Origin of the sequence: Nonomuraea cavernae, from assembly GCF_014646355.1 — a bacterium.
In the GTDB taxonomy this organism is placed as follows: Bacteria; Actinomycetota; Actinomycetes; order Streptosporangiales; family Streptosporangiaceae; genus Nonomuraea; species Nonomuraea cavernae.
In genome coordinates this window covers 152,138-165,124 of the sequence record NZ_BMNH01000003.1, presented here as the reverse complement: position 1 = coordinate 165,124, position 12,987 = coordinate 152,138, and the positions used below count along the sequence as shown (strand labels likewise).

Below are 12,987 nucleotides of genomic sequence, written 5' to 3'. Positions count from 1 at the left end.
GGGAGCGGCGGGCACGACGTCACGACGAGCGCATCACCCGTTCGTGCAGCTGGGTGACGGCACTGCGAGCCGACTCCATGGATCCCGCCTGCCAGGCGATCAGGTGGGTGAGCCAGTCGCCCGCGAAGTAGACCCTGCCGCTGGGACGTTGCAGAAGAGTGAAGGACGAATCAACGGCCGGCCAGCGCACCCAGCCGCCCTGGATGTGCTCCTGGCGATCCCAGGCGATCGAGACGCTCGACAGCAGGCCGGTGCGGTACTTCTCGCCGTGGATCTTCTTGCCCTGGGTGAGGGCGCGGTGCCTGCGGTCCTCCGGGGTGAGCGCGCCGTACAGCTCGGCGTGCTCGGCGGTGTTGTAGTAGCCGACCAGCAGGCCGCGCTCGGCGTGGTAGTCGTGGGACGGATACCAGATGTGCGTGATGTCGAGGTCGGTCTCGGTGACGCCGCCGTAGATCCGGTCCTCGAGCTCCCACCAGCGGGTGCCGTACTCCAGGCCGATCTTGCCGGTGGCGGCCGGCACGGGCGTCTTGAGCGCGGCGGTGATCTGGGTGCCCAGGTTGTGCGGGATCCGGGCGAGCAGGTGGGGCGGGAGGGTGGCGACGCAGTAGTCGGCCTTGATCCGGCCGCCGTCCCAGGTGACCTCGACGCCGTCGTCCAGCGTGGTGATGCCGGTGACGCGGGCGCCGGTCCTGATCCGGTCCTGGCCCACGGCCTCGGCCAGCCTGGTGACGATCGCGTCCATGCCACCGACCGGCTGGAACATCGGGGTGGCCTGCTCGTGGCCGAAGTCGTTGGTGATCGCGCGGCCGGTGCCGGCGGCGAGGACCTCCCGCAGGGAGCCGGGCAGGGCGATGGGGGTGCCGGTGTCGAGCGCCGGATATTTCACGAAACCGCGCCGGGGCGAGCCTTCGTAGTCGTGCTTGGGGCCGAGGTCGCCGAACCTGCGCAGGAAGTCGAGGAGCCGTTCCTGGTCGTCCTTGGTCAGCTTCCGGTCCAGCGCGCCGACATCTGTCGCTTTGGCGAGCAATTCGGCGACATATCCGTACATGTCGGCTCGGGCGGTACGGGCCCGCACGGTCCGGCCGTTCGTGTGCACGTACGCCTGCGCGTTGTTGTTGACGAACGTCTCGATCGGGATGCCCAGCTCCCGGCAGTAGTCCATGGCGAGCATCCACGGCGCGAGCCGCGCCGGGCCGGCGTTGAAGTACACGCCCTCCCCGAACGTGACCTCCTGCGCCGGGCCGTTCAGCTCGGTCAGCCGGTCGCCGCCGCGCAGCGTCAGGTTGCGGCCTCCGGCCTTGGCCCTCGCCTCCAGCAGCGTGCAGTCGTAGCCGGCCTTGCCCAGCTCGTAGGCCGCGGTCAGCCCGGCCACGCCGGCGCCGAGGACCACGACCGTGGCCGCTCCCCTGCCGCGCAGCGAGAAGTCACCCGGCCTGGGCGGGTCGAACGTCTTGTCCTGCTCGGCCGGCGCCAGGCCGAGGGCGCCCATGGCGGCGTACATCGCGCCCGCGCCGCCGACCGCCCCGATCCCGACGAGCAGCCCACGCCGGGTCAGCACAGCCCCTTCCATCACCGCATCTCCCGTCGCCCGTCAGCCGTAGGGACCGCTGCCACAGGCGACCTGGCCGCCGATCGTGGCGAAGATCCCGAACAGCGCCATGATCTGGGTGAAGTCGTCGGTGGTGAACTCGATGTGCCGGGCTCCGACCGCCTGCACGCCGGGGACGAGCGCCACGGCGGCCGCGATGGCGGTCGAGTTCCACTCCACCCCCAGCGTGTACGGCGGAGCCAACCGGTAGGGCGTGAAGTCGGTCAACCGGTTGAGCGCCCTGACCATGCCCTCACGGATGCGGCCCTGGGCGACGCTCGGCGGCAGCAGCTCGGCCGAGAACTTGTCGATCCCCTTCTTGACCGCCACGGTCTCGACGTCGCCGAGCAGCTCGCGCGCCTCCTCGCCGACGGCCTCGTCCCCGGTCACCAGCACGACCGGCACCCCGTGGAAGCCGGCGCAGGCCGCGACCAGCCGGGTCTCGCCGCACACCTCGCCGTTCAGGTAGACGTTCTGGATCTCCTTGCCCATCCAGGTGTGGTTGAGCACGCCGTGCGGCACGCCCGCGCGGGCGTGGTAGCCCACGAAGCCCGCCGCCTGGAACGAGCCGTCGACGCCCTGGGCCATCCGCTGGGCCTTGCCGGGGCCGCGGATCAGGGTGGCGCGCGGGTCGAGCAGGTCGATCCGCAGGTTCTTGGTCGAGCCGTGCGCGTCGTTGACCAGCACCGTGCCCGCCCCGGCGAGGAACGCGCCCTCGACGGCGGCGTTGGCGTCGGCGGTCATGAGCTCGCAGCCCCGGTCGTAGCCGCGCTTGCCGGCGTGCATCTCCTCGGGGTCGGTGAGCCCGGTCACGCCCTCCATGTCGACCGACAGGTAGACCTTCACCGTCGCCGCTCCCATCGCCAACGCTCCCCCGTCACGAGCCCCACGTCTCCACCCGGCGCCTCTCGTCGTCCGTCATGAAGCCGACGTTCGACGCCATGAACGCCGCCGCCTGGTCGCGCCACGCGGCCGGGATCTCGTCGATCGCGGGCGGGTAGCAGTGGTCGAGCCAACGGGTGGACTCCTCGCTGACGTCGAAGTACTCGAGCGTCTTGGCGAACAGGGTGCCCTCGATGCCGGGCACCCGCGCGAGGCCGTACTCGATCATCTCCTGGCCGCCGTAGGGCGGCGGCTTGAACCACTTGCGGGCCAGCGCGCGGTCGGCGGTGATGGGCGTGTCGAGCGGGCGGCGCTCGACGGCGGCCTGGATCAGCTCCTTGTACAGGCACTTGCCGCAGTCGCGGCACGGGCCGTCGGTGCCGCGCAGGCACCAGCGGACGTGCTCCTTGAGGTCGGAGCCGAGCGCCAGCCGCATGGTGACGGCCTCGCTCACCCCGCCGACCGGCAGCACGATGTGCAGCCCGGCGGCCGCGAACAGCCGCCCCCACTTCCCGTGCGGCGCCCACAGGTCGTTGTCGGGCGTGTAGCGGTGCAGGTAGCGGCCACCGCCGAGCCAGCGCGACCCCATCTCGTAACCGAACCCGAGCCCGCCCAGGTCGAGCCGGTCGGCCAGGAGCAGCGCGCCGGCCGCCACGGCGTGGTGCTCGGGGTAGCCGGGCCGGGGCTCGGCCAGGGTGTACTCCAGGTCGGACTCGACGATCGTGAGCTCCCGGCCGGTCCGCCGGGCCAGCTTGGCGAGCACGTCGGAGCGGTAGTGCGGCCACCGGTTGGGCACCCGGCGGTGCGGCACCCGCCGGAAGTGCACGAACGGCGCCTCGGGATAGACGCTCGCGGCGGCCACCGAGTCGGCCCCGCCGCTGTAGGAGATGGCCAGCCTGGCTCCGTCCGGCCGGGGCTCGGCGCCCACGGGACCGGCCTCGATCCCCCAGCCGTCGTGCAGGGCGGCGGCCACCTCGGCCGAGACGGCCCGGTCGAAGGTGATCCGCCTGCGGGTCCAGGGGGCCACGACGGTCCACGCGGCGACGGCGAACAGGTCGGGGTGCGCGTCGTCCGGGGCGCCGGAGATGACGCACGAGTTGGTCGCCAGCTTGACGGGGTGCCCGTCGGAGGCGTGGCCGGTGATCTCGTCCTCGGCGCCGAGCCGGAACGTCAGCTCGCCGCCCGCCCACGTCACACGCACGGCCGCTCCTGCGACAGGCGGGCGCCCTGCTCGGCCGGGCCGGCGGGCGTGAGGCGGGACCGGAGGTCGTCGATGGCCTGCCAGACGAGGACCTCGTTCTGCAGGACGCCGTCCAGGGCCTTGGCGGTCTCCTGGGCGAGGCGGTGCGTGTCGTCGATTCTGGCCTTGTCGGCGACGGGACCGGCGGGGCGCGCCTTGGCGTTGCGCAGGCGTTCGACCTCGGCCTGCAGGGTCACCATTTCGCGGCGGAGGGTCTGGACCTCCCAGAGAGCGTCCCTGATGTCCTGGCGATGATCAGCGATGGAGATGTAGCGAGAGTCGAACCATGTACGGACGGCCTTGCGCAGCCGAGCGGGGACCAGGACGCTCATCATGAGACGCCACGATAGTGGCAAACTCCGCTTTGTAATGACGCAGTCCCCGGACGGCAACCAAGCGCTATAAATCCCGTCATCTCACGCTGTTATGCACCGTCGTTATGCACCGTCCGCCCGGGGATCGCGAGCCGTCCGGCCCGGCCCTCAGCGGCCGGTGAACGTGGGCTTGGTCTTCTCCGCGAAGGCGGTCATGCCGATCTTGGCGTCGTCGGTGGCGAAGAGGCCGGAGAACTGGAGGCGCTCGATCTCCAGCCCGGTGTCGAGGTCGGCCTCCAGGCCCCGGTCCACCGCCTGCTTGGCCGCGCGCAGGGCCACCGCGGGCCCGCCGGCGAAGGTGGCCGCCCACTCCAGGGCGGCCTTGTGGACCTCGGCGTCGGGCACCACGCGGTCGACCAGGCCGATGGCGAGCGCCTCGGCCGCGGCGACGTGGCGGCCGCTGAAGATGAGGTCCTTGGCCCGGGCCGGGCCGATCAGGCGGGGCAGCCGCTGGGTGCCGCCCGCGCCGGGGATGATGCCGAGCTGGATCTCCGGCTGGCCGAGCTTGGCCGACTCGCCGGCCAGGCGGAAGTCGGCGCACAGGGCGAGCTCGCAGCCGCCGCCCAGCGCGTAGCCGGTGATGGCGGCGATGACCGGCTTGCCGATGCGGGCCACGGCGGTGAAGCAGTCCTGGAGGGTGCGGGAGTGGAGCGACATGTCGGCGTAGGACATGCCGGCCATCTCCTTGATGTCGGCCCCCGCCGCGAAGACGCGCTCGCCGCCGTAGACGACCACCGCGCGCACGCCGGGATCGGCGTCGACCTCGCGCGCCGCCTCTCCGATCTCCCGCTGGACCTGAGCGTTGAGAGCGTTCATCTTCGGACGATCGAGCCTGATGGTGGCGATCTGGTCAACTGTCTCTACGCGTACGAACTCACCCATGGTCGGAACATTACAAGAGCGCCTCGACGCCGGGCCCGCGGCGTGCCGGACCCCTCGGACCGGCGCGCGCCGGCGGCCGGACACGAGCGAGGTCAGGTGTCCGCCACGGGGCGTCAACTGCTGAAAAAAACCTTCGTAAAGGTCTCGTCGAGGAAGGAAAATGTTGAGACGCTGACTGCTGTCACGCCCCCCAGCAGTCAAGGAGCGGTACATGCGCAGAGCGTTGACGATCGCGGTTGTCGCCTGCCTCCCCTTAGTCAGCCTCACCGCCGTGACCTCCGCGGCGCGGGCCGCCGAGCCCGGCGACCGGCAGCAGGCGTTCGCGGCCGCGGCCGAGGAGTTCAAGGTGCCGGAGAGCGTGCTGCTCGGCGTCTCCTACCTGGAGTCACGCTGGGACGCGCACGCCGGGCAGCCGAGCAACAACGCCGGCTTCGGCCCCATGCACCTGACCGACGCGGCGGCCTACACCGGGTCCAACCACCACGGCCCGGACGAGGAGGATCCGCGCGGCGACGACGGCCGCCCGGCGGCCGGGCCCGCCGCGACCCCCGCCCCGGCGGAGCTCCCCGCCTCGCTGCGGACCATGGAGAAGGCCGCCGAGCTCACCGGCGAGACGCGCGAGAGGCTGCGCTCGGACGCCGCCGCCAACATCAGGGGCGGCGCGGCGCTGCTCGCCGACCACCAGAAGGCGCTCGGCGCGCCGCTGAGCGACGATCCGGGCGAGTGGTACGGCGCCGTCGCCCGATACTCGGGCGCCGAGGAGGCCGAGGCGGCCAAGGCGTTCGCCGACGAGGTCTACGCCACGATCGAGGCCGGCGAGGAGCGGGTCACCGACGACGGGCAGCGGGTCAGGCTGGCTCCCGTCCCCGGCCTCGGCAGGGTCGAGAAGTGGCTGGAGAGGCTGGGCCTGCGTCACACCCGCCGGGACGGCGTGGAGTGCCCCCCGACGATCTCCTGCGAGTGGATCCCGGCGGGCTACGCGGAGCTGCCGGGCGGCGGCTACGGCAACCACGACCTGGCCGACCGGCCGACGTCCCAGAAGATCGACTACATCGTGATCCACGACATGGAGGGCTACTTCGGCCCGTCGATCGGCCTGGTGCGCGACCCCGCCTACCGGGCCAGCTGGCACTACTCGCTGCGCTCCACCGACGGGCACATCGCCCAGCACATCAAGACCAGGCACGTGGGCTGGCAGGCCGGCAACTGGTACATCAACGCCAAGTCCGTCGGCCTGGAGCACGAGGGATTCCTGGCCGAGGGTCACACCTGGTACACCGAGGCGATGTACCGCACGTCGGCCAAGCTCGTGCGCTACCTGGCGCTGCGCCACGGCGTGCCGCTCGACCGGGCGCACATCATCGGCCACGACAACGTGCCCGGCACCCTCCCCAGCACGGTCCGCGGCATGCACGAGGACCCGGGCCCGTTCTGGGACTGGGCGCACTACATGAAGCTGCTCGGCGCGCCGCTGCACCCGTTCGGCGGCCCGAACTCCGGCAGCGTCATGATCAGGCCCGACTTCGCCACCAACAAGCCGTACTTCTACGGCTGCGACCGGCAGAACCCGGAGGCCGCCTGCCCGCCGCTCCCCGCGCACACCGTGTGGCTGCGCACCGAGCCGCACGCCGACGCGCCGCTGGTCAAGGACATCGGCAAGCACCCCACGGGCGAGTCCCTCTACAGCGTGTACGACCACAGCGCGCGGGCCAGCACCGGGCAGCGCTTCGCGGTGGCCGACCGCCAGGGCGACTGGACGGCGATCTGGTATCTCGGCCAGAAGGCGTGGTTCCACAACCCGGCCGCCGCGCCGACCGCCATCCCGTCGACGGGGCTCGTGGTGACGCCCAAGCCCGGCCTGGAGACGGTCCCGGTCTACGGCAGGGCCTACCCGGAGGAGGAGGCCTATCCCGAGGGCATCCCCTACCAGGCGGTCACCCCGCTGCAGTACACGTTCGCGGCGGGCGAGAAGTACACGCTGTCCGGACCGGCGGCGGCGGAGTACTACCGGGCCGTCACCTTCGACCCGGCCGGCCACACCGTGGTCCGGGGCGAGACGAGGTATCTGCAGATCCAGTTCGGGCACCGGATCATGTTCGTCAAGGCTGACGACGTGCGGGTGACGCTCGCCGGGTGAACTCCTTGACGGCGCGCCTGGTGCTCTGCAGCGCCTCCTGGGAGGAGTCGAACGTGCGCTGGGCGACGCCGACGAACACGCAGTCGACCACGAGGAGCTGGCTGATGCGGCTGGCCAGGGCGCCGGGACGGAACTCCGTCTCGCGCCCGGCCGAGATCAGCACGTGCTCGGCCAGCTCCGCGATGGACGAGCGGGGGTTGTTGGTGATCGCGACCGTGGTCGCGCCGGCCTCCCCCGCCCTCGTCAGCGGCTCGATCACGTCGGGCGTCTCGCCCGACGTGCTGATGCCGATCGCCACGTCGCCGGACCTGAGCAGCACGGCGCTGGTCAGCGCCAGGTGGGCGTCCTGGAAGGCGTGGCTGGACAGCCCGATGCGCAGCAGCTTCTGGGCGACGTCCTCGGCGACCAGGCCGGAGGCGCCCACTCCGTAGGCGTCGATCCGCCTGGCCGCGGTGATGGCGTCGACGACCAGGCCGAGCCGCTCGGAGGTGAGCTGGGCGACCGTGTCGTTGATGGCCTCGGACTCGGCCCTGGCGACCTTCTGGATGACCTCGGACAGCGGGTCGTCGGGGGCCAGGTCGCCCGGCACCAGCCGGTCGGGCTGAGCCGCCGCCGCGGCCAGCGCCAGCCGGAGCTGCGGATAGCCGGCGAAGCCGAGCAGCCTGGCCGTCCGCACGATCGTGGCCTCGCTGGTGCCGGACGCGGCGGACAGCTCGGTGATGGTGCTCCGCGCCACCGTCGCGGGATCTTCGAGGATCAGGCGGGCGACGGTCTGCGCGGCGGGCGTCAATGACGGCAGCACACCTCGGACCGTGGCCACCAGATTGTCGGCCCGCAGGCCGTTGCCGCTGTCGTCCACGCTTTCGATTATGCCGTTCCGTCAAGCTCGGTCACGCAGGGCGAGATCGTCCGGCGTGATCACCGCAACGTGCCGTTGGTCATCCCGGCCGGCTCCTCGGGCACGACGATCAGCCCCAGCTCGGCGGGCGAGGCCGCGATCTCGTGGAACGGCACCGCGCGCACCGTGTAGCCGAACGCTCCCGTGCGGTCGAGCGGGACCGTCCCCGAGTAGTGGGCCCGCCCGTCGTCGTCGACGTCGTCGGCCGCCAGCGTGAGGTAACCCGGACACAGCAGCTCGTCGTGCGGCCCGACCCTGCCGTAGGCCACCTGGACCAGCACGTCGCCGGGCTCCAGGTCGCCGAGCGCGATGGTGGCGCGCAGCTCCAGGTCGGCGCCCACCTCGGGGGCGTCGCCGACGCCCGAGGTCTCCACGTGCTCCACCCGCACGCCCGGCCACGCCTTGGTGACGCGCAGCCGCCACGCGGCGAACGCCTTGGCGGCGGCGTAGGAGTCGGCCGACAGCAGGCGGGCCGCCTTGGCGGCCGGAGTGTAGAGGTCGACGACGTAGTCGCGGAGCATCCGGGTGGCCAGCACCTTGGGCCCGAGAGAGGTCAGCGTGTGCTTGACCATCTCCAGCCACCGGCGCGGCAGCCCGTCGGCGGCCCGGTCGTAGAACCTGTCGGCCACCTCGTGCTCGATCAGGTCGTAGAGCCCGGCCGCCTCCAGCTCGTCACGCCGGTCGGGATCGACCACCCCGTCCGCGGTGGGGATGGCCCAGCCGTTGGTGCCGTCGTACCACTCGTCCCACCAGCCGTCGCGGATGGACAGGTTGAGGCCGCCGTTGAGCGCCGACTTCATGCCCGAGGTGCCGGACGCCTCCAGCGGGCGGAGCGGGTTGTTGAGCCAGACGTCGCACCCCTGGACCATGAACTGGGCGAGGGCCATGTCGTAGTCGGGCAGGAAGACGATGCGGTGGCGGACGTCGGCCTGGTCGGTGAACGTGACGATCTGCTGGATCAGCTTCTTGCCGCCCTCGTCGGCGGGGTGCGCCTTGCCCGCGATCACGATCTGAACGGGCTTGTCGGCGTCGAGCAGCAGGCTCCGCAGCCGGTCGGCGTCGCTCAGCATCAGCGTGAGCCGCTTGTAGGACGGCACCCGCCGGGCGAACCCGATGGTCAGCACGCCGGGATCGAGCACGTCGTCGATCCAGCCGAGCTCGGCGTCGGAGGCGCCGCGGGCGCGCCAGGAGGCGCGCAGCCGGGCCCTGGCCGCTTCGACCAGCCGGTGGCGGAACGTGCGCCTGATGTCCCAGATGTCGGCGTCGGAGACCTTCTGGATGCCCTCCCAGCCGCGCGCCCGCTCGATCAGCGACGGCAGCTCGCGCCCGGCCAGCTCCATCAGCTCGCGGCCGACCCAGGTGGGCGCGTGGACGCCGTTGGTGATCGAGCCGATCGGCACCTCGTCCAGGTCGAACCCCGGCCAGAGGTCCTTGAACATCTCGCGGCTGACCTCGCCGTGCAGCTCGGACACGCCGTTGACGCGCTGGGCCAGGCGCATGCCCATGACGGCCATGTTGAACCGGCCCGGGTCGGCCTCGGCGCCGAGGGCGAGGATGCGCTCCACCGGCACGGTCGGCCAGGCGTTGTCGCCGCCGAACTGCCGCTCGATCATGTCGACCGGAAACCTGTCGATGCCGGCGGGCACCGGTGTGTGGGTGGTGAACACCGTGCCGGCCCGGACGACCTCGAGCGCCTCGTCGAAGGACAGGCGGGCCTCGGTCAGCTCGCGGATGCGTTCGAGGCCGAGGAAGCCGGCGTGTCCCTCGTTGGTGTGGAAGACCTCGGGCTCGGCGTGCCCGGTGACGCGGCAGTAGGCGCGGATCGCGCGTACGCCGCCCACGCCGAGCAGGAGCTCCTGCATGAGCCGGTGGTCGGTGCCGCCGCCGTAGAGCCGGTCGGTCACGTCGCGTGCCGCGGTGTCGTTGTCGGCCACGTCGGAGTCGAGCAGCAGCAGCGGGACCCGGCCCACCTGGGCCACCCAGAGCTGCGCGTGCAGCACGCGGTCGCCGGGCAGACCGACGCGGACCTTGACCGGGGTGCCGTCGTCCTCCTTGAGCAGGGCCAGGGGCAGCCCTCCCGCGTCGAGCGACGGGTAGTGCTCCAGCTGCCAGCCCTCGGGCGAGAGCGACTGGGTGAAGTAGCCGTGGCGGTAGAGCAGGCCAACGGCGAGGATCGGCACGCCGAGGTCGCTGGCGGCCTTGAGGTGGTCTCCGGCCAGGATGCCGAGGCCGCCCGAATACTGAGGGAGCGGGGCGGCGATGCCGTACTCGGGGGAGAAGTAGGCGATGGCCCGTGCCGCGTCGGGCAGCGTTTGGTACCACTTCGGGGAGCTCATGTAGTCGCGCAGGTCATCGGCGGCGTCGGCCAGCCGTCGCAGGAAGCGGCGGTCGGCGGCCAGCTCGGCCAGGCGGCGTGGGTCGACGGCGCCCAGCAGGGCGACCGGGTCGTGCCCGACCTGCTCCCACAGCCGCGGATCGACCTCGGCGAACAGGTCTGTGGTCTCGGGATGCCAGGACCAGCGCAAATTGTGCACCAGCTCGCCGAGTGCGGCCAGTTCTGCTGGCAGGACGGTGCGGACGGTAAACCGGCGGATTGCTCTCACGTTTGTGCACCCTATGGGCTAGGAGGGACCTCACAGACCCTCACCCTCAGCAAGGACGTTCAAACCCCTTCCCCAGATGAAGCATGAAGAGCGACTATTGGGGCAACTTCCACCATTGTCGGTTCTCCCGGGGACACGGGAGGTCTATCCGCTGCTGCCCATAATTTACATGCAAGGATCGTTCCTGCCACGGAAGCCTCCGGCGGTACCGAGTGTCCCGCCGCAACCTTGAAATGCGATGATCGGAAGAATTCCCATCACGGACGTGCACCCCGTCGTCGATTGCGGGCAATGGCCCGCCAAGGCGGTCGCCGGCGAGACCTTCGAGGTCTCGGCGACCGTGTTCAGAGAGGGTCACGACGCCGTGGCCGCGGGTGTGGTGCTCACCGCGCCCGATGGGCGGCGTGGCCGGCTGAGACGGATGCGTGAGCAGGCGCCCGGCACCGACCGGTGGTGCGTCGACGTGTGCCTGCCCACCGAGGGCGACTGGTTGTTCCGGGTCGAGGCGTGGAGCGACCCGATCGCCACCTGGCTGCACGACGCCGAGATCAAGATTCCGCGCGGCATGGACGTCGACCTCATGTGCGAGGAGGGCGCCCGGCTGTTCGAGCGTGCCGCCAAGGCCGTCCGGCAGGCCGACTGCCCGGCCCCGATCGGGGGCACCACGCCGCGGGCGCGCAACGGGCACACCCCGGTCAGGCCCGGCACCGCCCGGACGTCCGAGCAGGTCAGGGCGGGTGACGGCGAGAGCGCGTGCGGGCACCGGGCCGCGCTGCTGACGATCGCGGCCACCCTGCGTGACGAGGATCTCGACCCGCGCGCCCGGCTGTCCATCGCGCAACTGCCCGAGACCGCGAGCCTGCTGGACGCCCACCCGCTCCGCGACCTGGTCACCAGGTCACGACCGCGGAAGATCAGGGTCGACCGGCGCCGGGCCCTGTACGGCTCGTGGTACGAGTTCTTCCCCAGGTCGGAGGGGGCGATCGTCAGCGAGTCGGGCGTCTCCAAGTCCGGCACCCTGCAGACGGCGGCCAAGCGGCTGCCGGCCATCGCCAGGATGGGCTTCGACGTCGTCTACCTTCCGCCGATCCACCCGATCGGCGAGACGTTCCGCAAGGGCCGCAACAACACGCTGAGCCCCGAGCCCGACGAGCCCGGCTCGCCGTGGGCGATCGGCGGCGAGGACGGCGGGCACGACGCGATCCATCCCGACCTGGGGACGATCGAGGACTTCGACCTGTTCGTCGGCCGCACCCGTGAGCTGGGCATGGAGGTCGCGCTCGACCTGGCCCTGCAGTGCTCTCCCGACCATCCGTGGGTCAAGGAGCACCCCGAGTGGTTCACCATCCGCGCCGACGGGACCATCGCGTACGCCGAGAATCCGCCGAAGAAGTATCAGGACATTTACCCGATCAACTTCGACAAAGATCCCGAAGGGATCTACGCCGAGGTCAAGCGGGTGGTGCGGCACTGGATGGATCACGGCGTGCGGATCTTCCGGGTGGACAATCCACACACCAAGCCGGTGGCGTTCTGGGAGCGGCTGCTGGCCGACGTCCATTCGACCGATCCCGACGTGATCTTCCTGGCCGAGGCGTTCACCCGGCCGCCGATGATGCGCACCCTGGCCAAGGTCGGATTCCACCAGTCCTACACGTACTTCACCTGGAAGAACTCCAAGTACGACGTCGAGACCTATCTGTCGGAGCTGGCGCACGAGACGTCGGCCTACCTGCGGCCCAACCTGTTCGTCAACACGCCGGACATCCTGCACGAGTACCTCCAGCACGGCGGGCTTCCGGCGTTCAAGATCCGGGCGGTGCTGGCGGCGGTGGCCTCGCCGACCTGGGGGGTCTATTCAGGCTACGAACTTTCGGAGAACATTCCCGTTCGCCCAGGAAGTGAGGAATATCTAGATAGCGAGAAATATCAGTACAGACCTCGCGATTGGGCCACGGCCGAGCGTGAAGGCCGCAGTCTGGCGCCATTCATCACGCACCTGAATTTGTTTCGAAGAGCCCACCCGGCACTACAGGAATTGCGTAATCTACGGTTCCACAGGGTCGACCAACCGGACATCGTCTGCATTTCCAAGCGACTCCCGGGCGCCTATGACCCGGCCACACGAAGGCACGGGATGGGCGACGTCGTTCTGGCGGTCATCAATCTCGACCCCCACCACACCCACGAGGCGACGGTCGAGCTCGATCTGCCGGCGCTCGGTCTCGACTGGAACGCGGAGTTCGTCGTCGACGATGAGCTGTCCGGCGAGTCGTATCGTTGGCGGCAGAGCAACTATGTGCGCCTCGACCCCCATATCCAGCCAGCCCACGTCCTAACCGTACGAGCCGCGCCACGGTAGACCAGAATTCAGCGGGGAGTC

Annotated in this window: 9 protein-coding genes; 2 read left to right on the top strand and 7 right to left on the bottom strand. The window is 70.8% G+C overall.

The annotated features are described in order from the left end of the window. Window positions 1-19: 19 nt before the first annotated feature. The 5 genes from IEY82_RS07605 to IEY82_RS07585 form a co-directional block, all read right to left on the bottom strand. On the bottom strand, window positions 20-1,570 hold the full coding sequence (locus IEY82_RS07605; RefSeq protein ID WP_189123589.1) for a flavin monoamine oxidase family protein: 1,551 nt from the start codon (window positions 1,568-1,570) through the stop codon (window positions 20-22). 21 nt (window positions 1,571-1,591) lie between these two features. Beyond that, window positions 1,592-2,449 carry a M55 family metallopeptidase gene (locus tag IEY82_RS07600; protein ID WP_225262377.1) on the bottom strand — a complete coding sequence of 286 codons (858 nt, stop codon included), beginning with the start codon at window positions 2,447-2,449 and terminating at the stop codon, window positions 1,592-1,594. A gap of 16 nt (window positions 2,450-2,465) precedes the next feature. Next, entirely contained in the window at window positions 2,466-3,671 is a 1,206-nt protein-coding gene (locus IEY82_RS07595; RefSeq protein ID WP_189123294.1) for a DUF6395 domain-containing protein, read from the bottom strand. Further along, window positions 3,662-4,045 (bottom strand): hypothetical protein, encoded by a 384-nt coding sequence (locus IEY82_RS07590; RefSeq protein ID WP_189123293.1) that lies wholly within the window; start codon window positions 4,043-4,045, stop codon window positions 3,662-3,664. Before IEY82_RS07590 ends, IEY82_RS07595 begins: the two co-directional genes overlap by 10 nt. Window positions 4,046-4,192: 147 nt before the next feature. Continuing rightward, window positions 4,193-4,966, bottom strand: coding sequence for an enoyl-CoA hydratase/isomerase family protein (locus IEY82_RS07585; protein ID WP_189123292.1), 774 nt, complete (start codon window positions 4,964-4,966; stop codon window positions 4,193-4,195). Between the two features lie 211 nt (window positions 4,967-5,177). Here IEY82_RS07585 and IEY82_RS07580 point away from each other — a divergent pair, with 211 nt between their 5' ends. Then, a complete protein-coding gene (locus IEY82_RS07580) occupies window positions 5,178-7,103 on the top strand; it encodes an N-acetylmuramoyl-L-alanine amidase (protein ID WP_189123291.1) in 1,926 nt (641 codons plus the stop codon). Here the strand turns inward: IEY82_RS07580 and IEY82_RS07575 are convergent. After that, window positions 7,066-7,962 carry a MurR/RpiR family transcriptional regulator gene (locus IEY82_RS07575; protein ID WP_189123290.1) on the bottom strand — a complete coding sequence of 299 codons (897 nt, stop codon included), beginning with the start codon at window positions 7,960-7,962 and terminating at the stop codon, window positions 7,066-7,068. The genes IEY82_RS07580 and IEY82_RS07575 overlap by 38 nt on opposite strands. 59 nt (window positions 7,963-8,021) lie before the next feature. After that, complete coding sequence (gene glgP / locus IEY82_RS07570; protein ID WP_189123289.1) at window positions 8,022-10,604, bottom strand: alpha-glucan family phosphorylase; 2,583 nt, start codon at window positions 10,602-10,604, stop codon at window positions 8,022-8,024. 238 nt (window positions 10,605-10,842) lie between these two features. Here glgP and IEY82_RS07565 point away from each other — a divergent pair, with 238 nt between their 5' ends. Beyond that, window positions 10,843-12,966 (top strand): alpha-1,4-glucan--maltose-1-phosphate maltosyltransferase, encoded by a 2,124-nt coding sequence (locus IEY82_RS07565; RefSeq protein ID WP_189123288.1) that lies wholly within the window; start codon window positions 10,843-10,845, stop codon window positions 12,964-12,966. The last annotated feature ends 21 nt before the right edge of the window (window positions 12,967-12,987 follow it).

Excerpts from the sequence above, each read along its gene's own strand:
- IEY82_RS07605 (WP_189123589.1), bottom strand. The coding sequence starts at position 1,570 with ATGGAAGGGGCTGTGCTGACCCGGCGTGGGCTGCTCGTCGGGATCGGG.
- IEY82_RS07600 (WP_225262377.1), bottom strand. The coding sequence starts at position 2,449 with ATGGGAGCGGCGACGGTGAAGGTCTACCTGTCGGTCGACATGGAGGGC.
- IEY82_RS07590 (WP_189123293.1), bottom strand. The coding sequence starts at position 4,045 with ATGATGAGCGTCCTGGTCCCCGCTCGGCTGCGCAAGGCCGTCCGTACA.
- IEY82_RS07585 (WP_189123292.1), bottom strand. The coding sequence starts at position 4,966 with ATGGGTGAGTTCGTACGCGTAGAGACAGTTGACCAGATCGCCACCATC.
- IEY82_RS07580 (WP_189123291.1), top strand. The coding sequence starts at position 5,178 with ATGCGCAGAGCGTTGACGATCGCGGTTGTCGCCTGCCTCCCCTTAGTC.
- IEY82_RS07565 (WP_189123288.1), top strand. The coding sequence starts at position 10,843 with ATGATCGGAAGAATTCCCATCACGGACGTGCACCCCGTCGTCGATTGC.